Genomic DNA, 22,990 nt, shown 5'->3' with positions numbered 1-22,990 from the left:
AACGATCAGAACAGCGCCTGTGCCGCCGCCATCGTCCACGCGCTGAGCGGTGCGATCAGCAGATAGCCGAGCGGCGAGATGAACGCCGCCGTGACGACGATCAGGCCGCCTTCGAGCTTGCTGTCGCCCGCGCCGAACGCCGGCGCCGGCTCGTCGAAGTACATCGTCTTGACGACGCGCAGGTAGTAATAGGCGCCGATGACCGAGGCGACATAGCCGATCACCGCCAGCGGGAAGAGCCCTGCCGCGATCGCCGCGTCGAACACCGCGAACTTGGCATAGAAGCCGAACAGCGGCGGAATGCCGGCGAGGCTCAGCATGAACATCATCAGCGCGAAGGCGAGGCCCGGCCGCGTCCGCGACAGGCCGCTCAGCGCGGCGATGCTCTCCACCGGCTGGCCGTCCGCGTCGCGCATCTGCAGCACGACGAGGAACGAGCCCAGAGTCATGACGACATAGATGGTCAGATAGACCAGCACGGCGGACACGCCCGTGGGAGTGCCGGCCGCCAGGCCGATCAGCGCGAAGCCGACGTTGTTGATCGACGAATAGGCGAGCAGGCGCTTGATGTTGGTCTGACCGACCGCCGCCACCGCACCCAGGATGATCGACGCGAGCGCGGCGAAGATCACGATCTGGCGCCACTGGTCGGTCGCCGGGCCCATCGCCTCCACCGCGACGCGGACCGCGAGGCCCATCGCCGCGACCTTGGGTGCGGAGGCGAAGAAGGCCGTCACCGGCGTCGGCGCACCCTCGTAGACGTCCGGCGTCCACATGTGGAACGGCACAGCCGAGATCTTGAAGGCCAGACCGGCGAAGACGAAGACCAGCCCGAAGAGCAGGCCGAGCGAGCGCGGACCGGCATAGGCCTGCGCGATGCCGTCGAACAGCGTCGTGCCCGCGAAGCCGTAGACCAGGCTGATGCCGTAGAGCAGGATGCCGCTCGCCAGCGCGCCCAGCACGAAATATTTGAGGCCCGCTTCGGCCGAGCGCGTATCGCGGCGCATGAAGCTCGCCAGCACATAGGCCGCGAGGCTCTGCAGTTCGAGGCCGACGTACAGCGTCAGCAGGTCGGCGGCCGACACCATGATGCCCATGCCCGCCGCGGAGAGCAGGATCAGCACCGGATATTCGGGACGCAGATCGTCGCCGCTGGTGCGCTGGAAGAAGCCGGGTGCCATCAGGATGGCGATCGCTGCGGCCGGGAACATCAACAGCTTGGCGAAGCCGGCGAACGCATCGGCGCGGTACAGGCCGTCGAAGGCCATGCCGCCGCCCGACGCGGGACCGGCCACGGCGACGCAGGCGCCGGCCAGGATCGCGACGGCGGCCCAGGAGATGGCACGGGTCGAGCCCTGACCGCCCCAGGCGGCGACGAGCATCAGGACGATGGCACCGACCCCGAGGATCACCTCGGGCAGCGTCATGGCGAGATTGGCGGCGTAATCCATCAGTGCGCGCCCTCGGCTGCAGCGTGAACAGGCGCGGCAGGCTTGCCGGCGGTGGGTTTGGAGTCGCTCGGCGGCGCCGCGCGGTCGATCCGGGCGAGCAGCACGCCGACATCCTTGCGCATCGGCGCCATGAAGCTCTCGGGGTACACGCCCATCCAGAGCGCCACGGCGGCGACCGGTGCAAGCAGCCAGAGCTCGCGCCCCGACAGGTCCTGCATCTCGCGGACGTCGTCCGACTTGATCTCGCCGAACACGACGCGGCGGTACAGGTACAGCATGTAGGCCGCGCCGAGGATGATGCCGGTGGTGCAGATCAGCGCCGTCCAGGTCGACACCTGGTACGTGCCCATCAGGCTGAGGAATTCGGCGACGAAGCCGCTCGTCCCCGGCAGGCCGATCGATGCCATGGTGAAGAACAGGAAGAACAGGGCGTAGCGCGGCATGTTGATCGCCAGACCGCCGTAGCGCGCGATCTCGCGGGTGTGCAGCCGGTCGTAGATGACGCCGACGCACAGGAACAGCGCGCCCGACACCAGCCCGTGGCTGAGCATCATGATCATCGCGCCCTCGATCCCCTGCCGGTTGAAGGCATAGAGGCCGATGGTCACGATCGCCATGTGCGCCACGGAGCTATAGGCGATCAGCTTCTTCATGTCCGACTGCACCAGCGCGACGAGGCTCGTGTAGACGACCGCGATGCCCGACAGGAGGAAGATCAGCCAGGTCAGCTGGCCCGACGCCTCGGGGAACATCGGCAGGCTGAAGCGCAGGAAGCCATAGCCGCCGAGCTTGAGCAGCACGCCCGCCAGGATGACGGAACCGGCCGTCGGCGCCTGCACGTGCGCGTCGGGCAGCCAGGTGTGCACCGGCCACATCGGCATCTTCACCGCGAAGGAGGCGAAGAAGGCGAGCCACAGCCATGTCTGGACATGCGCGGGGAAGTCGTACGCCATCAGCTCGGGGATGCGCGTCGTGCCCGCCGCGCGCGCCATGTAGAGCATCGCGATGAACATCACGACCGAACCGAGCAACGTGTACAGGAAGAACTTGTACGACGCGTAGATGCGGTTCACCCCGCCCCAGATGCCGATGATCAGGAACATCGGGATCAGGCCGGCTTCGAAGAAGATGTAGAACAGGAACAGGTCCTGTGCCGCAAAGGTGCCGATCATCAGCACCTCCGTGAACAGGAAGGCCGCCATATATTCGGGCACGCGGTTGGTCACCGACCGCCAGCTCGCCCCGATGCAGATCGGCATCAGGAACACGCTGAGCATGATCAGCAGCAGCGCGAAGCCGTCGATCCCCAGCGCCCAGGCGAAGCGCCCGAACACCGGCTGGTATTCGACGAACTGCCATTGCGCGCCGCCGATGTCGTAATTCGTCCACAGCAGGATGCCGAGCGCGAAGTCGATCAGCGTCGCGACCAGCGCGGTCATCCGCGCGCCCTGCGGCGACAAGAAGAGACAGGCGATGGCGGCGATCGCGGGGACCGCCAGCATCAACGACAGGATGGGAAAGCCGCTCATTTCGCGATCGCCCAGGTAACGGCCGCGGTCAGCCCGATCAGCATGACGAAGGCATAGGTATAGACATATCCGTTCTGAAGCCGGCCGGCGATCCGGCTGGAGAGCTGCACCGCCCAGGCCGAGCCGTTCGGCCCGAACCGGTCGATCGTCTTCTCGTCACCGCGATGCCACAGCAGGCGGCCGATCGCGAAGGCGGGGCGGACGAAGAGCAGGGTATACAGCTCGTCGAAATAATATTTGTGGAGCAGGAAGCGGTACAGGATCCGGAACTGGTCCGACACCGCCTTCGGGAAGCTCGGCGCCTTGATATAGGCATACCAGGCGGTGACCAAACCGAGCAGCATCGCGATCGTCGCCGACAGCTTGATGGCCACCGGCACACCGTGCATCGCGTGCATCAGATGCTCGCGGAACGCGATGTCGCCCTTCCAAAAGCCCTCGCCCGCGCTCGGCTCGATGAAGAAGCCGTGGAAGACGAAGCCCGCGGCGATCGCCCCGATCGACAGCACGATCAGCGGGATGAGCATGACCAGCGGGCTCTCGTGCGGATGGTAGCCGCCGGTCCCGGCGGGCAGGTCCTGCTGCGCGGGGCCGTGCTCGGACGGGCGGTCGCCCGCGTCTTCGGCCTGCGCCGGATTGCCGTGCGCCTCGCTCGGATGGTGGGCGTCATGACCATGCGCGTCACGCGCGTGGGCGACGTGGGCGTGGTCGGCATGGGCATGATCGTCATGGCCGTGGCCATGCGCATCGTGCAGCGCGTGCTGGATATGCTCCGACGCGGCCCAGCGCGGCTTGCCCCAGAAGGTCAGGAACATCAGGCGCCACGAATAGAAGCTGGTGATCGCCGCGACGAGCACGCCGACGAACCACACGCCCGGCTCGCCCGCCGCCCAGCTCGCCTCGATGATCGCGTCCTTCGAATGGAAGCCGGCGAAGCCGATCGCGAGCGGATTGCCGAACAGCGCGGGGATGCCGACGCCGGTGATCGCCAGCGTGCCGGCCATCATGCCCCAGAAGGTGAGCGGGATGCTTTTGCGCAGGCCGCCGTAATAGCGCATGTCCTGCTCGTGGTGCATCGCATGGATCACCGATCCCGCGCCGAGGAACAGCAGCGCCTTGAAAAAGGCGTGCGTGAACAGGTGGAACATCGCCGCGCCATAGGCGCCGACGCCGGCGGCGAAGAACATGTAGCCGAGCTGCGAACAGGTCGAATAGGCGATGACGCGCTTGATGTCGGTCTGCACCATGCCCACCGTCGCGGCGAACAGGCAGGTCGCGGCGCCGATCGTGGTGACGAAATGCAGCGCGGTCGGCGACATCTCGAACATCGGCGACAGGCGGCAGACCATGAAGACGCCCGCGGTGACCATCGTCGCCGCGTGGATCAGCGCCGACACCGGGGTCGGGCCCTCCATCGCGTCCGGCAGCCAGGTGTGCAGGCCGAGCTGCGCCGACTTGCCCATCGCGCCGACGAACAGCAGCAGGCACAGCACCGTCATCGTGTCGAAGCGATAGCCGAGGAAGCCGATCGTCGATCCCGCCATGGTCGGCGCCGCCGCCAGGATCGCCGGGATCGACACGGTGCCGAAGACGAGGAAGGTGCCGAAGATGCCGAGCATGAAGCCGAGGTCGCCGACGCGGTTGACGACGAACGCCTTGATCGCGGCGGCATTGGCGCTCGGCTTGCGGAACCAGAAGCCGATCAGCAGGTAGCTGGCGAGACCGACGCCCTCCCAGCCGAAGAACATCTGGACCAAGGTGTCCGCGGTCACCAGCATCAGCATCGCGAAGGTGAACAGCGACAGATAGGCGAAGAAGCGCGGCTGGTCCGGGTCCTCGCTCATATAGCCCCAGCTATAGAGGTGGACGAGCGCCGAGACGCTGGTGATCACGACGAGCATGATCGCGGTCAGCTGGTCGACGCGCAGGGACCAGGCGACATTCATGTCGCCGCTGACGATCCACTGGAACACCGGCACCACCGTCGCGCTGTTCGCGCCCGACAGGAAGCCGAGGAAGATCGGCCAGGACAGCAGGCACGAGACGAACAGCGCGCCCGTCGTCACCAGCTTGGCCGGGACGAAGCCGATCGCCTTGTTGCCGAGCCCGGCCACCGCCGCTGCGAGCAGCGGCAGGAAAACAATGAACAGGATGGACGTCACCTGCCGATTACCCCTTCATCCGGTTGACGTCGTCGACCGCGATCGTGCCGCGGCCACGGAAATAGATCACCAGGATCGCGAGCCCGATCGCCGCCTCGCCCGCGGCGACGGTCAGCACGAACATCGCGAACACCTGCCCCACCAGATCGTGGAGGAAGGCCGAGAACGCGACGAGGTTGATGTTCACCGCCAGCAGGATCAGCTCGATCGCCATCAGGATGACGATCAGGTTCTTCCGATTGAGGAAGATGCCGAGCACCCCCATGGTAAACAGGATGGCCGCGACGACCAGATAGTGGATGAGACCGATGGTCACAGCTGGACCCCCTCGCCGACCGGCGGCTGGACGTTGCGCGTCGCGTCCTGCGGACGGCGCGCGTTCTGGCGGCTGATGTTCTGGCCGCGCACGCCGCCACGCTGGCGATGCGTCAGCACGATCGCGCCGATCATCGCGACGAGCAGCACGAAGCCCGCGCCCTCGAACACGAACAGATAGCGCGTGTAGAGCAGATTGCCGATCGCCTGGATGTTGGGCACGTTGCCCTCGATCGGCGCGATCCGCTGCGACAGCTTGACGCCCCCCGCGCTCCACGCGCCGACCGCGATGATGATCTCCGCCGCCAGGCCGACCGCGAGCGCGAGGCCGAGCGGCAGGTAACGCGCGAATCCGGCGCGCATCTGCGCGACCTCGATGTCGAGCATCATCACCACGAACAGGAACAGCACCGCGACCGCACCGACATAGACGATGACGAGCAGCATGGCGATGAACTCCGCCCCGACCAGGACCATCAGGCCCGCGGCGTTGAAGAAGGCGAGGATCAGCCACATCACCGAATGGACCGGATTGCGCGACGATATGGTCATCGCACCCGAGCCGATCACGACGATGGCGAACAGGTAGAAGGCTAGAGCCTGGATCACGATTTGGTCGGCCCCCTTAAGCCGGGATGAGCGGTGCGGCGCGCATTAACGGTACGGCGCATCGGCGGCAAGGTTCGCCGCGATCGCGCGCTCCCAACGGTCGCCGTTGTCGAGCAGCTTCGCCTTGTCGTAGATCAGCTCTTCGCGCGTCTCGGTCGAGAATTCGTAGTTCGGCCCCTCGACGATCGCATCGACCGGGCAGGCCTCCTGGCACAGCCCGCAATAGATGCACTTGGTCATGTCGATGTCGTAACGCGTCGTGCGGCGGCTGCCGTCGTCGCGCGGCTCCGCCTCGATCGTGATCGCCTGCGCCGGGCACACCGCCTCGCACAGCTTGCACGCGATGCAGCGTTCCTCGCCGTTGGGATAGCGGCGCAGCGCATGCTCGCCGCGGAACCGCGGGCTCACAGGGTTCCGCTCGAACGGATAATTGATCGTCGCCTTGGGCTTGAAGAAATACTTCAGCGTGAGGGCGTGCGCCTTCACGAACTCCCAAAGCGTGAACGATTTGACGATCTGTGCGACGCTCACGATCCAAACCCCATAACCCGGTCGATGGCCACGACCGTCAATCCGATGATGACGCCGCCCAACGCGCGACGCCGGAGTGCGGCGGGGTCAAGCCCCGCGCGCACGATCAAGGCACTTACCCGGCTCACACCGGCACGCGCATCCACATCAGCACGCCCGACACCAGGAACACCCAGAACAGCGACAGCGGCAGGAACACCTTCCACCCCAGCCGCATCAGCTGGTCGTAGCGGTAGCGCGGCACCGTCGCCTTCACCCAGCTGAACACGAAGAAGAAGAACAGCATCTTGGCGAGCAGCCAGATAATCCCCGGCACCGCATACATCCACCCGACGTTGAGCGGCGGCAGCCAGCCGCCCCAGAACAGCGTCGCGTTGAGCGCGCACATCAGGATGACGTTGGCATATTCACCCAGCCAGAACAGCGCGAAGCTCATCGAGCTGTACTCGGTCTGATAGCCGGCGACGAGCTCGCTCTCCGCTTCGGTCAGGTCGAAGGGCGCACGCTGCGTTTCGGCGAGCGCCGAGATGAAGAACACCACCGCCATCGGGAACAGCAGCGGGTTGATCCAGAAGCCGTTGATCCAGCCCAGGCCATGGCCCTGCTGCGCCATGACGATGCCCGACAGGTTGAAGGTACCCGACCACAGCACCACCGAGATCAGCACGAAACCGATCGCGACCTCATAGCTTACCATCTGCGCCGCGGCACGCAGCGCGGAGTAGAAGGGATATTTGGAGTTGGACGCCCAGCCGGACAGGATGATGCCGTAGACGCCGAGCGACGAGGCCGCGAGCACGTAGAGCAGGCCGACGTTGATGTCGGCGACGACGACGCCGGTCTGGAATGGGATCACCGCCCAGACGATCAGCGCGACCGTGAAGGTGATGATCGGCGCGAGCAGGAACAGCACGCGGTTCGCCGCGGCCGGGACGATCGTCTCCTGCAGGAAGACCTTGAGGCCGTCGGCGAACGACTGGAGCAGGCCGAGCGGCCCCACGACGTTCGGGCCGCGGCGCAGCGCCATCGCCGCCCAGATCTTGCGATCGGCGTAGATGATCATCGCCACCGCAAGCATCAGCGGCAGCGCGATGACCAGGATGCCGACGATCGTCGCGACGAACCATGCCCAGCCATAGGACATGCCGACGGTGGTGTTGAAGAAATTGGTCACTCCGCCGCCTCCGCGAACGTCTCGCCATGGACCAGTTCGGCCGAGCAGCGCTGCATCGTCGGGGATGCGCGGCAGATGGCGTTGGTCAGATAGAAATCCTTGATCGGATAGCCCGCGAGCGTCCCCTGCCCGGCGCCGTCCAGCGCCGGCGGGTTCCATTCGTAGCCGGCGAGCTGGCCGATATTGCGCAGCGCCGGAACCTCCGCCGCCATCGCCTCACGCAGCCCGGACAGGCTGTCGAACGGCAGCGTGTGGCCGAGCACTTCCGAGAGGGCGCGGAAGATCGTCCAGTCCTCTCGCGCATCGCCCGGCGCGAACACCGCGCGCTCGCCGCGCTGCACGCGACCCTCGGTGTTGACCCAGGTGCCGGACTTCTCGGCATAGGTCGAGCCCGGCAGGATCACGTCGGCGTGATGCGCGCCCATGTCGCCATGGTGGCCGACATAGACCTTGAAGCCGCCGAACCGCGTGAAATCCACCTCGTCCGCACCCAGGAAGAAGGTCACCCCGGCGTTCGCGACATCCGCGATGCCGCCCTTCTGCGCATAGCCAAGCATCAGCCCGCCCATCCGGCTCGCCGCCATGTGCACGACGTTGAAGCCGTTCCATGCGGTGCCGTCCTCGAGCGTGCGCACCAGGTTGAACTGCCTGGCGAAGCCCAGCGCGGCGCCATGGCCACCCTTCAGCGCGCCACCACCGACGATCACCATCGGCGCCTTGGCATCGGTGAACGCCTTGGCCACCGCCTCCGGCAAACCGCCGAGCAGCGACAGTTCGCTGCCCAGCCATTCGACCTTGTAGGTCAGCTCGGTTTCCGGGCCGATGCCGTAGACCTTCGCCCCCTTCTTGATCGCCTTGCGGATGCGCGTGTTGATCAGCGGCGCTTCCCAGCGCAAATTGGTGCCGACCAGCAGGATCGCGTCCGCGCGCTCGACGCCCGCGATCGTCGTGTTGAAGTTGACCGCGCCCAGGCTGGACACGTCATAGTCCATGCCCGTCTGCCGGCCCTCGAGCTTGGTCGAACCGAGCTTCGCGAGCAGCGCCTTGGCGGCATACATCGTCTCGCAATCGACCAGGTCGCCGGCGACCGCGGCGACGTTCGAGCCGGCCGCATCGACCTTGGCCTTGATCACCGCGAACGCCTCGTCCCAGCTCACCGGCGCGAGCTTGCCGTCGCGCCGCACATAGGGACGGTCGAGACGACGGCGCACCAGGCCGTCGACATGATGGCGCGTCTTGTCGTGCGCCCATTCCTCGTTGACGTCCTCGTTGATGCGCGGGACGCAGCGCAGCACCTGGCGGCCGCGGCTGTCGAGGCGGATGTTGGTGCCGACCGCGTCCATCACGTCGATGGTCAGCGTCTTCTTCAGCTCCCAGGGCCGCGCCTCATAGGCATAGGGCTTGCTGGTCAGCGCGCCGACCGGACACAGGTCGACGACGTTGCCGCTCAGCTCGCTGGTCACCGCCTGCTCGAGATAGCTGGTGATCTGCATGTCCTCGCCGCGATAGATCGCGCCGATCTCCTCGACCCCCGCGACCTCTTCGGCGAAGCGGACGCAGCGGGTGCATTGGATGCAGCGGGTCATGATCGTCTTGACGATCGGACCCATATACTTCTCGGTCACCGCGCGCTTGTTCTCGGTATAGCGGCTGTGGCCTTTGCCATAGGCGACGGACTGGTCCTGCAGGTCGCACTCGCCGCCCTGATCGCAGATCGGGCAGTCGAGCGGATGGTTGATCAGCAGGAACTCCATCACGCCTTCGCGCGCGTTCTTCACCATCGGCGTGGTGGTGAACACTTCCTGGTTGTCGGCGGCGGGCAGCGCGCACGACGCCTGCGGCTTCGGCGGTCCGGGCTTCACCTCGACCAGGCACATGCGGCAATTGCCGGCGATCGACAGCCGCTCGTGATAGCAGAAGCGCGGAATCTCCTTGCCCGCGGCCTCGCATGCCTGGAGGACGGTGGCGCCCTGCGGTACCTCGACCTCGATCCCGTCTACTTTGAGCTTGGGCATATCAGTGTTCCGTATCCGTCAGCCCAAGCCGACGTTCGATGCGATCGACGCGATCCTTGAGATGAGCGATGTCGACCTCGACACCATGAATGGACGTGGTCACCCCATAAAGCGAGGTGATGATCCCACGCTGATGATCCTCCATCGCGAGCATCCGCGTTCCGAGCGATGCCTGTTCGCGCCGCAACAAAGCGACGTCGTTCTGGATCTTCTTCAGGATCTCCAGCATCAAGTCCGCACGCTCGTCGGTCATTCCGCCGCCTCCTGCATCGGGGCGAGCGAGCCGCCGTTGCGTTCGATGATCCGGCGCTCGATCTCCGGCCGGAAATGACGGATCAGACCCTGGATCGGCCACGCCGCGGCGTCGCCGAGCGCGCAGATCGTATGGCCCTCGACCTGCTTGGTGACCTGCTGCAGCGTGTCGATCTCGCTGATGTCGGCGTCGCCGGTGCGCAGCCGCTCCATCACGCGCCACATCCAGCCGGTGCCCTCGCGGCACGGCGTGCACTGGCCGCAGCTCTCGTGCTTGTAGAAATAGCTGATGCGGCTGATCGCGCGGACGATGTCGGTCGACTTGTCCATGACGATCACCGCCGCGGTGCCGAGGCCCGACCCGACCGCCTTCAGCCCGTCGAAGTCCATCGGCGCGTCGATGATGTCCTTGGCGGGGACCAAAGGCACCGACGATCCGCCCGGGATCACCGCGAGCAGATTGTCCCAGCCGCCGCGGATGCCGCCGCAATGCGTCTCGATCAGCTCGCGGAAGGTGATGCCCATCGCATCCTCGACCACGCAGGGCTTGTTGACGTGCCCGCTGATCTGGAAGAGCTTGGTGCCCTTGTTGTTCTCGCGCCCGAAGCTCGAGAACCAGTCCGCGCCACGACGCAGGATGGTCGGCGCGACGGCGATGCTCTCGACGTTGTTCACCGTCGTCGGGCAGCCATAGAGGCCGGCACCGGCCGGGAACGGCGGCTTGAGCCGCGGCTGGCCCTTCTTGCCCTCCAGGCTCTCGAGCATCGCGGTCTCTTCGCCGCAGATATAGGCGCCCGCACCGCGATGGACGAAGACGTCGAAGTCATAGCCGGAGCCGCAGGCGTTCTTGCCGATCAGCCCGGCGTCATAGGCCTCGGCCACCGCCGCGAACAATGTCTCGGCCTCGCGGATATATTCGCCGCGGATGTAGATATAGGCGGCGCGCGCACGCATGGCGAAGCCCGCGATCAGCGCGCCCTCGATCAGCTTGTGCGGATCGTGACGGATGATCTCGCGGTCCTTGCACGACCCCGGCTCCGATTCGTCGGCGTTGATGACGAGGAAGTTCGGCCGGTCGGGCTTGGGCTCCTTGGGCATGAACGACCATTTCGTGCCGGTCGGGAAGCCCGCGCCGCCACGGCCGCGCAGACCCGATGCCTTGATCACGTCGATGATCGCGTCCTGGCCGATGGCCATCAGCGCCTTGGTATTGTCCCAGTCGCCACGCTTCAGCGCCGCCTGCAGGTTCCAGGGCTGGAACCCGTAGACATTGGTGAAGATGCGGTCCTTGTCGGCGAGCATCAGGCCCACTCCCCGCGATAGTCATGATTGTCCTCGACCATCGCCGTCAGCGTCGTCGGGCCGCCCTCGGGGCAGCTCGTCTGGCGGCCGATCGTCGATCCGGTCTTCGGCTGCTCGCCCTTGGCCAGCGCCTCCAGCACCGCGATCGTGCGATCATAGTCCAGATCTTCGTAATTGTCGTCGTTGATCTGGACCATCGGCGCATTGGCGCAGGTACCCAGGCACTCGACCTCGGTCAGCGTGAACAGGCCGTCGGGCGTGGTCTTGCCCTTGATCAGCCCCTTGTTCTTGCAGGCCGCCAGCACGTCGTCGCTGCCACGCAGCATGCACGGCGTCGTACCGCAGACCTGCACGTGGTAGCGGCCGACCGGCGCCAGGTTGAACATCGTGTAGAAGGTCGCGACCTCGAACACGCGCATATAGGGGACGCCGATCTGGCGCGCGACGAACTCGATCACCGGCACGGGCAGCCAGCCTTGCGTCTGCGTCTCCTCGCCGACCTGCCGCTGGGCAAGATCGAGGAACGGGATCGACGCCGACTGCTCGCGACCCGCCGGGTAGCGCGCGAGGATCGCGTTCGCCTTCTTCTGGTTCTCTTCGGTCCAGGCGAAGCCGCCCCAGCGTGCGCGGGTCTCGGCCTCGTCGGGAATCTGTGCTGCTTCAGCCATTAGCGGTCACATTCACCAAAAACGATGTCCATCGCGCCCAGGATCGCGGTCGTGTCGGCCAGCATGTGGCCCTTGGACATGAAGTCCATCGCCTGCAGGTGGCTGAATGCGGTCGGGCGGATCTTGCAACGATAGGGCTTGTTCGACCCGTCGGAGACGAGGAACACGCCGAACTCGCCCTTCGGGCTCTCGGTCGCGACGTACACCTCGCCCGCGGGCACGTGATAGCCCTCGGTATAGAGCTTGAAGTGGTGGATCAGCGCTTCCATCGAGCGCTTCATCTCGGCGCGCTTGGGCGGCACCACCTTGCGGTCGGTCGAGGCGATCGGCCCCTCCGGCATGTCGCGCAGGCACTGCTTCATGATCCGCGCCGACTGGCGGACCTCCTCGACGCGCACCATGAACCGGTCGTAGCAGTCGCCGCGCGTGCCGACGGGGATGTCGAACTCCATCCGGTCGTAGACGTCGTAGGGCTGCGACTTGCGCAGGTCCCACGGGATGCCCGCCGCCCGGATCATCGGGCCGGAGAAGCCCCAGGCGATCGCATCCTCGCGGCTCACCGTCGCGATGTCGACGTTGCGCTGCTTGAAGATGCGGTTGTCGGCGACCAGGCTGATCGCGTCCTCGAACAGGCGCGGCAGGCGCGTGTCGAGCCAGTCGGCGATGTCGGTCAGCAGCTTGAGCGGCACGTCCTGGTGGACGCCGCCCGGGCGCATGTAATTGTGGTGCATGCGCGCGCCGGACGCGCGCTCGAGGAAGTTGTAGCAATCCTCGCGGATCTCGAACAGCCACAGGTTCGGCGTCATCGCGCCGACGTCCATCACGTGGCTGCCGAGGTTGAGCATGTGGTTCGAGATGCGCGTCAGCTCGGCGAAGAACACGCGCAGATATTGCGCGCGCAGCGGCACCTCGATGTCGAGCAGCTTCTCGATCGCGAGCACGAACGTGTGCTCCATGCACATCGGCGAGCAATAGTCGAGACGATCGAAATAGGGGATCGCCTGCGCATAGGTCTTGTATTCGATCAGCTTCTCGGTGCCGCGATGCAGCAGACCGACGTGCGGGTCGACTCGCTCGATGATCTCGCCGTCCAGCTCCATGACGAGGCGCAGAACGCCGTGCGCCGCGGGATGCTGCGGACCGAAGTTGATCGTGTAATTCTGGATGGTGACGTCGCCCGTCGTCGGATCGGACGCATCCTCGACACCCATCAGTTCGCTGACATAGTCGCTCACTGGTTCTGTCCCTCACCCTTGGTCGGCACGACGTCGGACTCGCCGGGCTTGCTTTCGGCCTTGTTCCCACCGTGCGGCTCGCCGGCGCCGGTCTGGCCGGCATCGGTGGTCGCCGTCTTGGCATAGGGCTCGCTGCCCGCCTTGGGCGTCGCCACCGGGGCGGTCGCCGCATCGGCCTTCTGGATCTGGTCGGCCTTCAGCGGCGTCGGCGCGCCCTTCGCCTCGGGCAGCATGCCCTTCTCGTCGCCGGGAAGGACATATTCGGCGCCCTCCCACGGGCTCTGGAAGTCAAAGTTGCGGAAGTCCTGGCTCAACTGCACCGGCTGGTAGACGACGCGCTTCTCCTCCTCCGAATAGCGCATCTCGACGAACCCGGTCATCGGGAAGTCCTTGCGCAGCGGATGGCCGCGGAAGCCATAGTCGGTCAGGATGCGACGCAGGTCGGCATTGCCGCTGAACAGCACGCCGTACAGATCGTAGATCTCGCGCTCCAGCCAGCCGGCGACCGGCCAGATCCCCGTCACCGACGGCACCGGCTTGACGTCGTCGGTGGAGACATGGACGTGCAGGCGGTGGTTGCGGGTCAGCGACAGCAGGCAGTAGACGACCTCGAACCGCTCGGGCCGATCCGGATAATCGACGCCTGCGATCTCCATCAGCTGCTGGTATTCGAGGCCGGGCGTATCACGCAGCGCGGTCAGCGCCGGGACGATCGACTCGCGATCCACGTACAGCTTGACCTCGCCGACCTCGGCGACCGCATGCTGCAGCGACGCGCCCAGCGCGCCGCGCGCGGCGTCGATCGTCGCATCGTTCAGATGCGCGGCATAGGCTGGTGCGGGCGCCCTCACCGTTCGATGCTCCCCTGGCGACGGATCTTCCGCTGCAACTGCATGATGCCGTACAGCAGCGCTTCCGCGGTCGGCGGGCAACCGGGGACGTAGATGTCCACCGGCACGACGCGGTCGCAGCCGCGCACCACCGAATAGCTGTAATGGTAATAGCCGCCGCCATTGGCGCAGCTGCCCATCGAGATGACGTACTTGGGCTCCGACATCTGGTCGTAGACCTTGCGGAGCGCGGGCGCCATCTTGTTGCACAGCGTGCCGGCGACGATCATCACGTCCGACTGACGCGGCGACGCGCGCGGCGCGGCGCCGAACCGCTCCAGGTCGTAGCGCGGCATGTTCACGTGGATCATCTCGACCGCGCAGCAGGCGAGGCCGAACGTCATCCACCACAGCGAACCCGTGCGGGCCCACTGGAACAGTTCCTCGGTCGAGGTGACCAGAAAGCCCTTGTCGGTCAGTTCACCGTTCAGGCTGTCGAAAAAGCCCTGGTCGGGCGGGATCAGCGAGCTGCTCCCTGCCGCGCGATCGAGCTCAACGGGTCCGGATGTGGGGGTCATTCCCAATCCAACGCTCCCTTCTTCCAGGCGTATACGAGTCCCAGCGCCAGCTCGCCGATGAAGATCATCATGGAGATCCAAGCGGTCCAGCCGAGCGAAAAGACGCTGACTGCCCAAGGATATAGGAAGGCCGCTTCGAGATCGAAGATGATGAACAGGATGGCGATCAGATAAAAGCGCACGTCGAACTGGCTGCGCGGATCCTCGAAGGCGGGGAAGCCGCACTCATATTCGCTGAGCTTCTGCTCGTTGGGCTTGTGGGTGCCGGTCAGCCGGGCGACCGCCATGGGCAGGAACACGAACGTGCTCGACAGCGCCAGGGCGATACCCAGGAAAATCAGGATCGGCAGATATTGCGACAGGTCGACCAAGAGGCTTCTCGCAAGTGCGAATGGATGGGGTCGCTTTAGGACGGTGACAGGAGCCGGGCAAGGCCGCGGGGCGTGAGAATGAATCGCAGGAAGCGACGGCTCGGGTTCGATCCACGTGCGTGGAAGCGGTTACCGACCCCCACCCTTTCGCGCCCACGGCGCGCCCTTCCTCTTCCATCGGGAGAAGGAAGAGGCGGCAACGCCGCCGATGGGGTGAGGATGCGTGCGGAACGCCCGCAGCGTCAGCGCAAAGCGCCCGCCACCAGCTTGTGCAGCTTGGTGTGAAGGCCGTCGTTCGCCGCGAGGAACTCGTTGCGCTCCATCGCGCGATCCGCGCCGCGGAAGTCGGTCACATAGCCGCCCGCTTCCTTGACCAGCAGCAGGCCCGCCGCCGTGTCCCAGGGCTTCAGTCCCGATTCCCAATAGCCGTCGAACCGGCCCGCCGCGACCCAGGCGAGGTCGAGCGCGGCCGAGCCGAAGCGACGGATGCCCGCGACCTCCGGGGCGATCGCACCGAAGATGCGGCTCCACTGGACGAAATCGCCATGGCCCAGGAACGGGATGCCGGTCGCGATCAGCGCTTCAGACAGGTCGCGGCGCGCCGAGACGCGCAGGCGCTGGTCGGTATGCCACGCGCCGCGCCCCTTTTCCGCCCAGAAGCTCTCGTCGGTGATCGGCTGATAGACCAGGCCGGTCGTCACCTCGCGCTTACCGTTGGGCAGCGGCTCCTCGACCGCGATCGAGATTGCGAAATGCGGGATGCCGTGAAGGAAGTTCGACGTACCGTCGAGCGGATCGATGATGAAGCGCGGCTTCGACGGATCGCCCGCCACCTCGCCGCCCTCTTCCATCAGGAAGCCCCAGTCGGGCCGCGCCTTGCGCAGTTCCTCGAACAGCGTCTGCTCGGCGCGCTTGTCGGCCATCGACACGAAGTCCGCGGGTCCCTTGCGGCTGACCTGCAGGTGCTGGACCTCGTTGAAGTCGCGACGCAGCCGCGGCGCGGCCTTGCGGGCGGCGCGTTCGATGACGGTGAAAAGGCCGGAGTGGGAAGGCATTCGATCATCTCCCCCCTCCGCTTGCGGGAGGGGTCGGGGGTGGGCAAGTCCGGGGTTATGGTCGGGGTTGACCCGCTGACCGCCATGTCGCGGCCACGGGCCAACACCCCGTCCCTCCCGCGCGCGGGAGGGGGACTTCGTCAGTCCGCCCGGCGCACATATTCCTGGTTGTACACGTCGACGACGATGCGGGTGCCGCTGGCGATGTGCGGCGGCACCATGATGCGCACGCCATTGTCGAGGATCGCGGGCTTGTAGCTGGACGAGGCGGTCTGCCCCTTCACCACCGCGTCCGCCTCGACGATCGTCGCCTCGATCGTGTCGGGCAGCTGCACGCTGATCGCTTCCTCGTCGTACAATTCCATGACGACGTCCATGCCGTCCTGCAGGAAGGCGGCGGCATCGCCGAGCAGGTCGCGCGGCAGCGTCACCTGGTCGTAGGTGTCCTTGTCCATGAAGACCAGGCCGTCGCCGTCGGCGAACAGGAACTGGAAGTCCTTGGTGTCGAGGCGCACGCGCTCCACCGTCTCGGCCGAGCGGAAGCGGACGTTGTTCTTGCGCCCGTCACGCAGGTTCTTCAGCTCCACCTGCATGTACGCGCCGCCCTTGCCGGGCTGCGTGTGCTGGATCTTCACGGCGCGCCAGATGCCGCCTTCATACTCGATGATGTTGCCGGGACGGATGTCCACGCCGCTGATCTTCATGGATCTGAACCTACTGGAAAGAGCGAGTGGGCGCCGCCACGAGGGGTCGCGCCCGGAAGGCGCGCTCTTACCGTGGCGCCGTGCCCGCGGCAAGTATCGGGTAGGGATCGACATCCTCGCCCTGCCACCAGCGCATCCCGGGCGCCATCCGCTGGACGCCGAAATGCAGGTGGTAATTGCCCGGCCCGGCATCGCCGCTGTCGCCGACGAAGGCGATGGTCTCGCCCGCGCGGACGATCCGCCCCTCGGCGATACCGGGCGCGTAGCCGGCAAGGTGCGCATAATAATAGGCGGTCCCGCCGTCGGTCGATCGCACGTACAGGGTCGTGCCGCCCCTGCCCGACTGGAACAGCTTCTCCACCCGCCCCGGTGCCGCGGCGAGCACCGCCGTGCCCGCCGCCGCCGGTATGTCGAGGCCGTGATGCGCGCGTGCGCCGCCCTCGCGCGGATCGCCCCAATTGTCCCGCAGCGCCGCGCGCGCGACACCCGCGACCGGCACGACCAGGCGACCGGGGCTCGTCGCCGGGGCCACCGCACCTGGCGACGGCGCGGCGGCATCGCGCGCCATGCGCGCCTCCGGCCGGATCGTGCCGAACCGCGTCACCGACGCGAAGCCGGCGATCACCACCACGATCGCGACCAATATGCCCCAGCCCAATCGCGTCATGCGGTCAGCCGCGCACCGTAACGTCGGTCGCGGTCGCCGTTCGCACCCCGGGCGCGTCGGCGCAATCCGGACCATGCGCCTTTGCGGGCGTGACGCCCTGCGAATGCCCCTCGGTGGCGCCGGCGATCGCGACCAGCGCGGCGGCGGCGAGGAAAGAGCGTTTGATCATGGGTCCTCCCGTCGGCCGAAGGGCCGAGCGAGGGACCAACGGCTCACCGCCGGGTTGTTTCCACCGCGGAATGATCCGTCAGCACCTCTGCGAAGGCGCGCACCGCCGCCGCCTCGTCGCCCTGCCATATCGCGCCCGACACTGCGAGGAAGTCCGCCCCGGCGCGGACCAGCGGCGCGGCGTTGGCTGGCGTGATGCCGCCGATCGCGACGCAGGGCAGTTCGAACAGCGCCGACCACCAGGAGAGGATCACCGGCTCGGGACGATGCTCGACCGTCTTGGTCGTGGTCGGATAGAAGCTGCCGAACGCGACATAGTCCGCGCCCGCCTCGCCCGCCTCCATCGCCAGATGGCGGCTGTCGTGGCAGGTGACGCCGATCTGCACCGATGGGCCCAGGATCGTGCGCGCCTCGCGCGCGTCGCCGTCGCCCTGGCCCAGATGCACGCCGTCCGCGCCCAGCCGCTTGGCCAGGCTGATGCTGTCGTTGACGATGAACGCCACCTCGCGGTCGGCACAGATGCGCTGCAGCGGCTCGGCGAGGCGCGCGGCGCCATGCTGGTCGATGTCCTTGACGCGGAACTGGAAGGCCGCGACCGGTCCGGCGTCGAGCGCGCGCGCCAGCCGGTCGGCGAAGTCCCCCGCCACGTCGAGCGGGGAGATCAGATAGAGCTGGCAGGGCGGCCGCGAGAGGTCGCGCTGGAACGCGGCGGCAAAATCGGGGTCGAGCGGACCGAGCGGATCTTCGTCTGGGGTCATGCCGGCGGCTGTATCGCGCAAGGCCGCCAAGCGAAAGCCACCCTCGCCCTTCCCCCTGCCGCCGCGCCTGGCGGGAGGGCCCGCCCCCGCAAGCGCGCCGGCAAGGGCGGGGGCGAGTTCGACCGGTCAGGCCGCTTCCGCGACCTTGTGCGTCGATGCCGCATAGATTTCGTCGATCGCCGCGCCCAGCGCCTTGTCGAATTCGGCGTCGCTCATCTGCGCGCGCAGGTCTTCAAGCAACGCGCGGCTGAAGCTCGCGATCATGCCCTTGTTCTTCGCGAGCTCGGCGCAGGCGTCGGTGCGCCCGTAACCGCCCGACAGCGCGACGACGCGCAGCACCTTGGGATGCGCGATCAGCGCGTCGTAGCTACCCGGCTGGGCGGGCAGCGACAGCTTGAGCATGACCGTCTTGTCCGCATCGAGCGCGTCCAGCGCCTTGTGCAGTTCCTCGACCAGGATCGCATCCGCCTCGGCGCGCTCGGGGCTCTTGATGTTCACCTCCGGCTCGATGATCGGCATCAGGCCGCAGGCGATCACCGCCTCGGCGACCTCGAACTGCTGGCGGACGATCGCCGCGATGCCGTCGCGATTGGCGAGATTGACGACCGACCGCTCCTTCGTCCCGAACACGCCCAGCCCGCGCGCGCGGCCGAGCAGGTCTTCGAGGCCCGGGATGGGCTTCATCAGCTGCACGCCGTTCGCCTCCTCCTCCAGGCCCTTGTCGATCTTCAGGAACGGCACGACCCCGCGATCGTGCAGCACGGTCGGCACCGGCCGTCCGTCCGCATCGCCGTCCATCGTGCGCTCGAACAGGATCGCGCCGATCACCTTGTCGCCGGTGAAGGCGGGCGAGGTGATGATGCGAACGCGCATCTGATGGATCAGGTCGAACATGCCCGCGTCGTCGGACCAGGCGCCCTCCTCGATCCCATAGCCCTTCAGCGCCTTGGGGGTGGACCCGCCCGACTGGTCGAGCGCCGCGATGAAGCCCTGTCCCTCGGCCATCTTCGCGGTCATTGCGGCGGTATCCATCATCCCCGATTCTCCTTTTTGTGCGTCTTTGCGCATACGTATGCGGGGCCGCTCGTAGCGGGCGCCGCGAGGCGCGGCAATCGCCGCGTCGCGACGATTGACCACGGCGCGCGATCATGGCTTGCTGCCGCGGACAGGGGGGACACGAACATCATGGACCGCATCCGTACATGCCTCGCCGCCGGCCTGCTCGCGGCGATCTCGACGCAGGGCAGCGGCGCCGCATCGCCACCCGACGCCCATACGTCGGCGCTGGTCGGCAAGCCCGCGCCCGATTTCGAGCTGACGCTGATCGACGGCGCCAAGGTGAAGCTGTCGGACCTGCGCGGACAGGTGGTCGTGCTCAACTTCTGGGCGACGTGGTGCGTGCCGTGCCGCACCGAACTGCCGATGCTCGACGCCTATTACCGGCTGCGTCAGAAGAACGGGCTGCGCGTGTTCGCCGCGACGACCGAGGATTCGCTGCCGATCTTCCGTCTCAAGCCGCTGTTCGGTGCGATGGCGATCACGCCGGTGCGCAAGGTGAAGGGCAATTACGCGCCGATCGGCGGCGCGATCCCGACCAACTATATCATCGATCGCGCCGGGATCGTCCGCTACGCCAAGGCCGCCGCGCTGGACGTCGACGACATGAACACGGTGCTCGTGCCGCTGCTGAACGAGCGCCCGCCGGCCTGAGCCCCCGGCCAGGCCCGGCGGAACGGGCGGATCAGCGCGACAGCGCGGCGACGCCGGGCAGTTCCTTGCCCTCCATCCATTCAAGGAAGGCGCCGCCCGCGGTCGACACGAAGGTGAAGTCGTCCGCGACGCCCGCCTGGTTGAGCGCCGCGACCGTATCGCCGCCGCCCGCCACCGATACCAGCGTCCCCTCCTGCGTCAGCGCGGCGGCGGTGCGCGCGAGGCTGACGGTGGCGACGTCGAAGGGCGGCGTCTCGAACGCTCCGAGCGGACCGTTCCACACCAGGGTACGGCAATTCTTGAGCACGTCGCCCAGCGCCTCGACCGCGTTCGGGCCGACGTCGAGGATCATCTCGTCCGCCGCGACCTCGTGGACGTTGACGGTCCGCGTCGGCGGATTGGGCTTGAACTCGGTCGCGACGACGACGTCATAGGGCAGGTGCACCGTGCAATTGGCCGCGTCCGCCGCGTCGAGGATCGCCTCGGCCGTCCCGGTCAGATCATGCTCGCACAGCGACTTGCCGACGTTGACGCCGCGCGCGGCGAGGAAGGTGTTGGCCATGCCGCCGCCGATGATCAGATGGTCGACGCGGCCCACCAGATGCTTGAGCACGTCGAGCTTGGTCGACACCTTGGCGCCGCCGACCACCGCCGCGACCGGATGCTGCGGGTTGCCCAGCGCCCGTTCCAGCGCGTCGAGCTCCGCCTCCATCGCGCGACCGGCGAACGCGGGCAGCACCTTGGCCAGCCCTTCGGTCGAGGCATGCGCGCGATGCGCGGCGGAAAAGGCGTCGTTGACATAGAAGTCGCCAAGTTCGGCAAACATCGCAACGGTTTGCGGATCGTTCTTTTCTTCACCCGCGAAGAAGCGCGTGTTCTCTAGCACGGCGATGTCGCCCGGCTGCATCTGCGCCACCGCATCGGCGGCGCCATCCCAGTCGACAAACCGCACCGGCCGGCCGAGCACCTGCGCATAGGGTTTCGTCACCATCGCGAGCGACATGTCGGCGTTGCGCTGCCCCTTGGGCCGCCCGAAATGCGCCAGCACCAGCACCTTCGCGCCGCGGTCGGCGAGCTCGGTCACCGTCGCCAGCGTCGCGCGCAAGCGGGTGTCATCGGTGACCTGCCCGTCCGCCATCGGCACGTTCAGATCCTCGCGCACCAGCACGCGCTTGCCCGCGACATCGCCCATGTCATCGAGCGTCTTGAAGGGCTTGGTCATAAAAGCTGTCCTTGTAGGGGATCGAGGATGACGACGTCATCGCCCAGCGCGATGCGGCCGCCGCGCCGGACGCGCGAACAGGCGCCGCCGCGCCAGTCGGGGGTGAGCGCGGCCTTGAGGCCGGTCGCGATCGTTTCCATGCGGCTGCACGGATCGCATTCCACGGTGATTTCCAGGACGACCTGCGCGCCGATGCCGATCAGCGTACCCGCCACCTGCGGCAGGTCGAGCCCGTCGATCAACAGGTTTGCGCGCCGTTCCTGCCACGGGATGGCATGGCCGAGCTCGGCCATCGCCGCTTCCCAGTCGCCGCGCTCGATCAGCGTCACCTGCCGCCGGCCGCGTCCGCCCGGCTTGACCGCGCCGCGGAAGTCGCCGTGCAGGCCGCCCTCGACGGTCACGTCGACATGGTCCAGCACCTCCATCGGCGCTTTCGGGAAGGCGTGGCGGGCGATGCCGGCGAGGGTGCCCACAGGCTCCTCCGTCATTGCGAGGAGCGAAGCGACGCGGCAATCCAGAGCGTCACGCGCGCGGCCCTGGATTGCTTCGCTATGCTCGCAATGACGACGTCAGGCATGGAGCATATCTTACAAGAACTTCGCCATCGCCGTGGCCGTGTCGACCATGCGGTTGGAGAAGCCCCATTCGTTATCGTACCAGCTGACGACGCGCACCAGCTTGCCGTCGATCACCGCCGTCTCCAGACTGTCGACGGTCGACGACTGCGGCGAATGCATCAGGTCGATCGAGACAAGCGGCTCGTCCGAATAGACCAGCACGCCCTTCAGCGGGCCGTCCTCGGCCGCCGCCTTGAGCAACGCGTTGACCTCGTCCTTCGTCACGTCGCGCGCGGGGGTGAAGGTCAGGTCGACGAGGCTGACGTCAGGCACCGGGACGCGGATCGCCGATCCGTCCAGCTTGCCCTTCAGCTCGGGCAGCACCTCGCCGACCGCGCGCGCCGCGCCGGTCGTGGTCGGGATCATCGACATGGCGGCCGCACGCGCGCGGCGCAGGTCCGGGTGGATCTGGTCGAGGATCTTCTGGTCGTTGGTATAGGCGTGGACCGTCGTCATCAGGCCGCGCTCGATCCCGATCGCATCGTTCAGCACCTTGGCGACCGGCGCCAGGCAGTTGGTCGTGCACGACGCGTTCGAGACGATCGTGTGCTCGCCGGTCAGCTTGTCGTGGTTGACGCCATAGACGACGGTCAGGTCGACGTTCTTGCCGGGCGCGGAGATCAACACCTTCTTGGCGCCGGCGTCGAGATGCTTCTGGCACGAGGTACGATCGGTGAAGAAGCCGGTGCATTCCAGCACCAGGTCGACGCCCAGCTCCTTGTGCGGCAGATTGGCGGGATCGCGCTCGGCGGTCACGCGGATGCGCTTGCCGTCGATCACCAGGTCGTTGCCCTCGGCGGTGACGGTGCCCGGATACTTGCCGTGCACGCTGTCGCGGCTGAACAGCCAGGCGTTGGACTTGGCATCGGCCAGGTCGTTGATCGCGACCAGTTCCAGCGCGTCGCCGCCGCGCTCGATCATCGCGCGCGCGACCAGGCGGCCGATCCGTCCGAAGCCGTTGATCGCAACCTTTACCGTCATCCTGACTCTCCTCTTGGGATGCAGCGCGACGCCGAAAGAAGGGCTCGCGCCGGACGCATGCGCCTTTGCGGGGACGGGGGTACCGC

25 protein-coding genes are annotated in these 22,990 nt (G+C 66.9%); 1 reads left to right on the top strand and 24 read right to left on the bottom strand.

Annotation, left to right across the window (positions count from 1 at the left end; translation table 11 throughout):
* Nucleotides 1–5: 5 nt before the first annotated feature.
* From nuoN to IQ292_RS14060, 21 genes are all read right to left on the bottom strand, one after another.
* The gene (gene nuoN / locus IQ292_RS14160; RefSeq protein ID WP_203310955.1) at nucleotides 6–1,451 is read right to left on the bottom strand and encodes an NADH-quinone oxidoreductase subunit NuoN; all 1,446 of its coding nucleotides are present in this window, start codon (nucleotides 1,449–1,451) and stop codon (nucleotides 6–8) included.
* Nucleotides 1,451–2,980, bottom strand: coding sequence for an NADH-quinone oxidoreductase subunit M (locus IQ292_RS14155; protein WP_203310954.1), 1,530 nt, complete (start codon nucleotides 2,978–2,980; stop codon nucleotides 1,451–1,453). The genes nuoN and IQ292_RS14155 overlap by 1 nt, the downstream gene beginning before the upstream one ends.
* Nucleotides 2,977–5,142: an NADH-quinone oxidoreductase subunit L gene (nuoL, locus tag IQ292_RS14150; protein ID WP_203310953.1), complete on the bottom strand. Its 2,166-nt coding sequence runs from the start codon at nucleotides 5,140–5,142 to the stop codon at nucleotides 2,977–2,979. Before nuoL ends, IQ292_RS14155 begins: the two co-directional genes overlap by 4 nt.
* 7 nt (nucleotides 5,143–5,149) lie before the next feature.
* Nucleotides 5,150–5,458 (bottom strand): NADH-quinone oxidoreductase subunit NuoK, encoded by a 309-nt coding sequence (nuoK, locus tag IQ292_RS14145; protein ID WP_115380523.1) that lies wholly within the window; start codon nucleotides 5,456–5,458, stop codon nucleotides 5,150–5,152.
* Nucleotides 5,455–6,066: an NADH-quinone oxidoreductase subunit J gene (locus IQ292_RS14140; protein ID WP_203310952.1), complete on the bottom strand. Its 612-nt coding sequence runs from the start codon at nucleotides 6,064–6,066 to the stop codon at nucleotides 5,455–5,457. Before IQ292_RS14140 ends, nuoK begins: the two co-directional genes overlap by 4 nt.
* Before the next feature lie 45 nt (nucleotides 6,067–6,111).
* Nucleotides 6,112–6,597: an NADH-quinone oxidoreductase subunit NuoI gene (gene nuoI, locus IQ292_RS14135; protein WP_115380527.1), complete on the bottom strand. Its 486-nt coding sequence runs from the start codon at nucleotides 6,595–6,597 to the stop codon at nucleotides 6,112–6,114.
* Between the two features lie 124 nt (nucleotides 6,598–6,721).
* Nucleotides 6,722–7,741, bottom strand: coding sequence for an NADH-quinone oxidoreductase subunit NuoH (gene nuoH / locus IQ292_RS14130; RefSeq protein WP_203311049.1), 1,020 nt, complete (start codon nucleotides 7,739–7,741; stop codon nucleotides 6,722–6,724).
* Between the two features lie 26 nt (nucleotides 7,742–7,767).
* Nucleotides 7,768–9,786 (bottom strand): NADH-quinone oxidoreductase subunit NuoG, encoded by a 2,019-nt coding sequence (nuoG, locus tag IQ292_RS14125; protein ID WP_203310951.1) that lies wholly within the window; start codon nucleotides 9,784–9,786, stop codon nucleotides 7,768–7,770.
* A 1-nt stretch (nucleotide 9,787) separates the two neighbouring features.
* Entirely contained in the window at nucleotides 9,788–10,039 is a 252-nt protein-coding gene (locus IQ292_RS14120) for a hypothetical protein (RefSeq protein ID WP_203310950.1), read from the bottom strand.
* Entirely contained in the window at nucleotides 10,036–11,340 is a 1,305-nt protein-coding gene (gene nuoF / locus IQ292_RS14115; protein WP_203310949.1) for an NADH-quinone oxidoreductase subunit NuoF, read from the bottom strand. Before nuoF ends, IQ292_RS14120 begins: the two co-directional genes overlap by 4 nt.
* Nucleotides 11,340–12,008 (bottom strand): complex I 24 kDa subunit family protein, encoded by a 669-nt coding sequence (locus IQ292_RS14110; protein WP_203310948.1) that lies wholly within the window; start codon nucleotides 12,006–12,008, stop codon nucleotides 11,340–11,342. Before IQ292_RS14110 ends, nuoF begins: the two co-directional genes overlap by 1 nt.
* Nucleotides 12,008–13,219 carry an NADH-quinone oxidoreductase subunit D gene (locus IQ292_RS14105; protein ID WP_203311048.1) on the bottom strand — a complete coding sequence of 404 codons (1,212 nt, stop codon included), beginning with the start codon at nucleotides 13,217–13,219 and terminating at the stop codon, nucleotides 12,008–12,010. Before IQ292_RS14105 ends, IQ292_RS14110 begins: the two co-directional genes overlap by 1 nt.
* Before the next feature lie 20 nt (nucleotides 13,220–13,239).
* The gene (locus IQ292_RS14100) at nucleotides 13,240–14,094 is read right to left on the bottom strand and encodes an NADH-quinone oxidoreductase subunit C (RefSeq protein ID WP_203310947.1); all 855 of its coding nucleotides are present in this window, start codon (nucleotides 14,092–14,094) and stop codon (nucleotides 13,240–13,242) included.
* A complete protein-coding gene (locus IQ292_RS14095) occupies nucleotides 14,091–14,651 on the bottom strand; it encodes a NuoB/complex I 20 kDa subunit family protein (RefSeq protein WP_203310946.1) in 561 nt (186 codons plus the stop codon). The genes IQ292_RS14100 and IQ292_RS14095 overlap by 4 nt, the downstream gene beginning before the upstream one ends.
* Complete coding sequence (locus tag IQ292_RS14090) at nucleotides 14,648–15,022, bottom strand: NADH-quinone oxidoreductase subunit A (RefSeq protein ID WP_115380546.1); 375 nt, start codon at nucleotides 15,020–15,022, stop codon at nucleotides 14,648–14,650. Before IQ292_RS14090 ends, IQ292_RS14095 begins: the two co-directional genes overlap by 4 nt.
* A gap of 242 nt (nucleotides 15,023–15,264) precedes the next feature.
* The gene (locus tag IQ292_RS14085; protein ID WP_203310945.1) at nucleotides 15,265–16,077 is read right to left on the bottom strand and encodes an inositol monophosphatase family protein; all 813 of its coding nucleotides are present in this window, start codon (nucleotides 16,075–16,077) and stop codon (nucleotides 15,265–15,267) included.
* A gap of 140 nt (nucleotides 16,078–16,217) precedes the next feature.
* Nucleotides 16,218–16,781 carry an elongation factor P gene (gene efp / locus IQ292_RS14080; RefSeq protein WP_203310944.1) on the bottom strand — a complete coding sequence of 188 codons (564 nt, stop codon included), beginning with the start codon at nucleotides 16,779–16,781 and terminating at the stop codon, nucleotides 16,218–16,220.
* A gap of 67 nt (nucleotides 16,782–16,848) precedes the next feature.
* On the bottom strand, nucleotides 16,849–17,448 hold the full coding sequence (locus tag IQ292_RS14075) for a M23 family metallopeptidase (RefSeq protein ID WP_203310943.1): 600 nt from the start codon (nucleotides 17,446–17,448) through the stop codon (nucleotides 16,849–16,851).
* A 4-nt stretch (nucleotides 17,449–17,452) separates the two neighbouring features.
* Nucleotides 17,453–17,617, bottom strand: a complete 165-nt coding sequence (locus tag IQ292_RS14070) for a hypothetical protein (RefSeq protein ID WP_203310942.1) — start codon at nucleotides 17,615–17,617, stop codon at nucleotides 17,453–17,455.
* 43 nt (nucleotides 17,618–17,660) lie between these two features.
* The gene (gene thiE, locus IQ292_RS14065) at nucleotides 17,661–18,374 is read right to left on the bottom strand and encodes a thiamine phosphate synthase (RefSeq protein WP_203310941.1); all 714 of its coding nucleotides are present in this window, start codon (nucleotides 18,372–18,374) and stop codon (nucleotides 17,661–17,663) included.
* A 126-nt stretch (nucleotides 18,375–18,500) separates the two neighbouring features.
* Nucleotides 18,501–19,406, bottom strand: coding sequence for a fructose bisphosphate aldolase (locus tag IQ292_RS14060; RefSeq protein ID WP_203311047.1), 906 nt, complete (start codon nucleotides 19,404–19,406; stop codon nucleotides 18,501–18,503).
* 153 nt (nucleotides 19,407–19,559) lie between these two features.
* On the opposite strand from IQ292_RS14060, the gene IQ292_RS14055 reads away from it, so the two are divergent.
* Nucleotides 19,560–20,084 carry a TlpA family protein disulfide reductase gene (locus IQ292_RS14055; protein ID WP_203310940.1) on the top strand — a complete coding sequence of 175 codons (525 nt, stop codon included), beginning with the start codon at nucleotides 19,560–19,562 and terminating at the stop codon, nucleotides 20,082–20,084.
* Nucleotides 20,085–20,115: 31 nt separating this feature from the next.
* On the opposite strand, the gene IQ292_RS14050 is transcribed toward IQ292_RS14055, so the two are convergent.
* From IQ292_RS14050 to gap, 3 genes are all read right to left on the bottom strand, one after another.
* Complete coding sequence (locus tag IQ292_RS14050; RefSeq protein ID WP_203310939.1) at nucleotides 20,116–21,306, bottom strand: phosphoglycerate kinase; 1,191 nt, start codon at nucleotides 21,304–21,306, stop codon at nucleotides 20,116–20,118.
* Nucleotides 21,303–21,794: an MOSC domain-containing protein gene (locus IQ292_RS14045; RefSeq protein ID WP_203310938.1), complete on the bottom strand. Its 492-nt coding sequence runs from the start codon at nucleotides 21,792–21,794 to the stop codon at nucleotides 21,303–21,305. Before IQ292_RS14045 ends, IQ292_RS14050 begins: the two co-directional genes overlap by 4 nt.
* A 99-nt stretch (nucleotides 21,795–21,893) precedes the next feature.
* Nucleotides 21,894–22,904, bottom strand: coding sequence for a type I glyceraldehyde-3-phosphate dehydrogenase (gene gap, locus IQ292_RS14040; protein ID WP_203310937.1), 1,011 nt, complete (start codon nucleotides 22,902–22,904; stop codon nucleotides 21,894–21,896).
* Between the last annotated feature and the right edge of the window lie 86 nt (nucleotides 22,905–22,990).

This window comes from Sphingomonas beigongshangi (assembly GCF_016820445.1).
Lineage (GTDB): Bacteria > Pseudomonadota > Alphaproteobacteria > Sphingomonadales > Sphingomonadaceae > Sphingomonas > Sphingomonas beigongshangi.
Note: the sequence above shows the minus strand (reverse complement) of the source record. Positions and strands in the feature narration are given on the sequence as shown.

Coding starts and splice junctions, on each gene's coding strand:
- gap (WP_203310937.1), bottom strand. CDS start 22,904: ATGACGGTAAAGGTTGCGATCAACGGCTTCGGACGGATCGGCCGCCTG.
- nuoN (WP_203310955.1), bottom strand. CDS start 1,451: ATGGATTACGCCGCCAATCTCGCCATGACGCTGCCCGAGGTGATCCTC.
- IQ292_RS14120 (WP_203310950.1), bottom strand. CDS start 10,039: ATGACCGACGAGCGTGCGGACTTGATGCTGGAGATCCTGAAGAAGATC.
- IQ292_RS14095 (WP_203310946.1), bottom strand. CDS start 14,651: ATGACCCCCACATCCGGACCCGTTGAGCTCGATCGCGCGGCAGGGAGC.
- nuoH (WP_203311049.1), bottom strand. CDS start 7,741: ATGTCCTATGGCTGGGCATGGTTCGTCGCGACGATCGTCGGCATCCTG.
- IQ292_RS14060 (WP_203311047.1), bottom strand. CDS start 19,406: ATGGATACCGCCGCAATGACCGCGAAGATGGCCGAGGGACAGGGCTTC.
- IQ292_RS14070 (WP_203310942.1), bottom strand. CDS start 17,617: ATGATCAAACGCTCTTTCCTCGCCGCCGCCGCGCTGGTCGCGATCGCC.
- nuoF (WP_203310949.1), bottom strand. CDS start 11,340: ATGCTCGCCGACAAGGACCGCATCTTCACCAATGTCTACGGGTTCCAG.
- IQ292_RS14045 (WP_203310938.1), bottom strand. CDS start 21,794: ATGACGGAGGAGCCTGTGGGCACCCTCGCCGGCATCGCCCGCCACGCC.
- IQ292_RS14075 (WP_203310943.1), bottom strand. CDS start 17,448: ATGACGCGATTGGGCTGGGGCATATTGGTCGCGATCGTGGTGGTGATC.
- nuoG (WP_203310951.1), bottom strand. CDS start 9,786: ATGCCCAAGCTCAAAGTAGACGGGATCGAGGTCGAGGTACCGCAGGGC.
- thiE (WP_203310941.1), bottom strand. CDS start 18,374: ATGACCCCAGACGAAGATCCGCTCGGTCCGCTCGACCCCGATTTTGCC.
- IQ292_RS14105 (WP_203311048.1), bottom strand. CDS start 13,219: ATGGGTGTCGAGGATGCGTCCGATCCGACGACGGGCGACGTCACCATC.
- efp (WP_203310944.1), bottom strand. CDS start 16,781: ATGAAGATCAGCGGCGTGGACATCCGTCCCGGCAACATCATCGAGTAT.
- IQ292_RS14155 (WP_203310954.1), bottom strand. CDS start 2,980: ATGAGCGGCTTTCCCATCCTGTCGTTGATGCTGGCGGTCCCCGCGATC.
- IQ292_RS14085 (WP_203310945.1), bottom strand. CDS start 16,077: ATGCCTTCCCACTCCGGCCTTTTCACCGTCATCGAACGCGCCGCCCGC.
- IQ292_RS14055 (WP_203310940.1), top strand. CDS start 19,560: ATGGACCGCATCCGTACATGCCTCGCCGCCGGCCTGCTCGCGGCGATC.
- IQ292_RS14110 (WP_203310948.1), bottom strand. CDS start 12,008: ATGGCTGAAGCAGCACAGATTCCCGACGAGGCCGAGACCCGCGCACGC.
- IQ292_RS14050 (WP_203310939.1), bottom strand. CDS start 21,306: ATGACCAAGCCCTTCAAGACGCTCGATGACATGGGCGATGTCGCGGGC.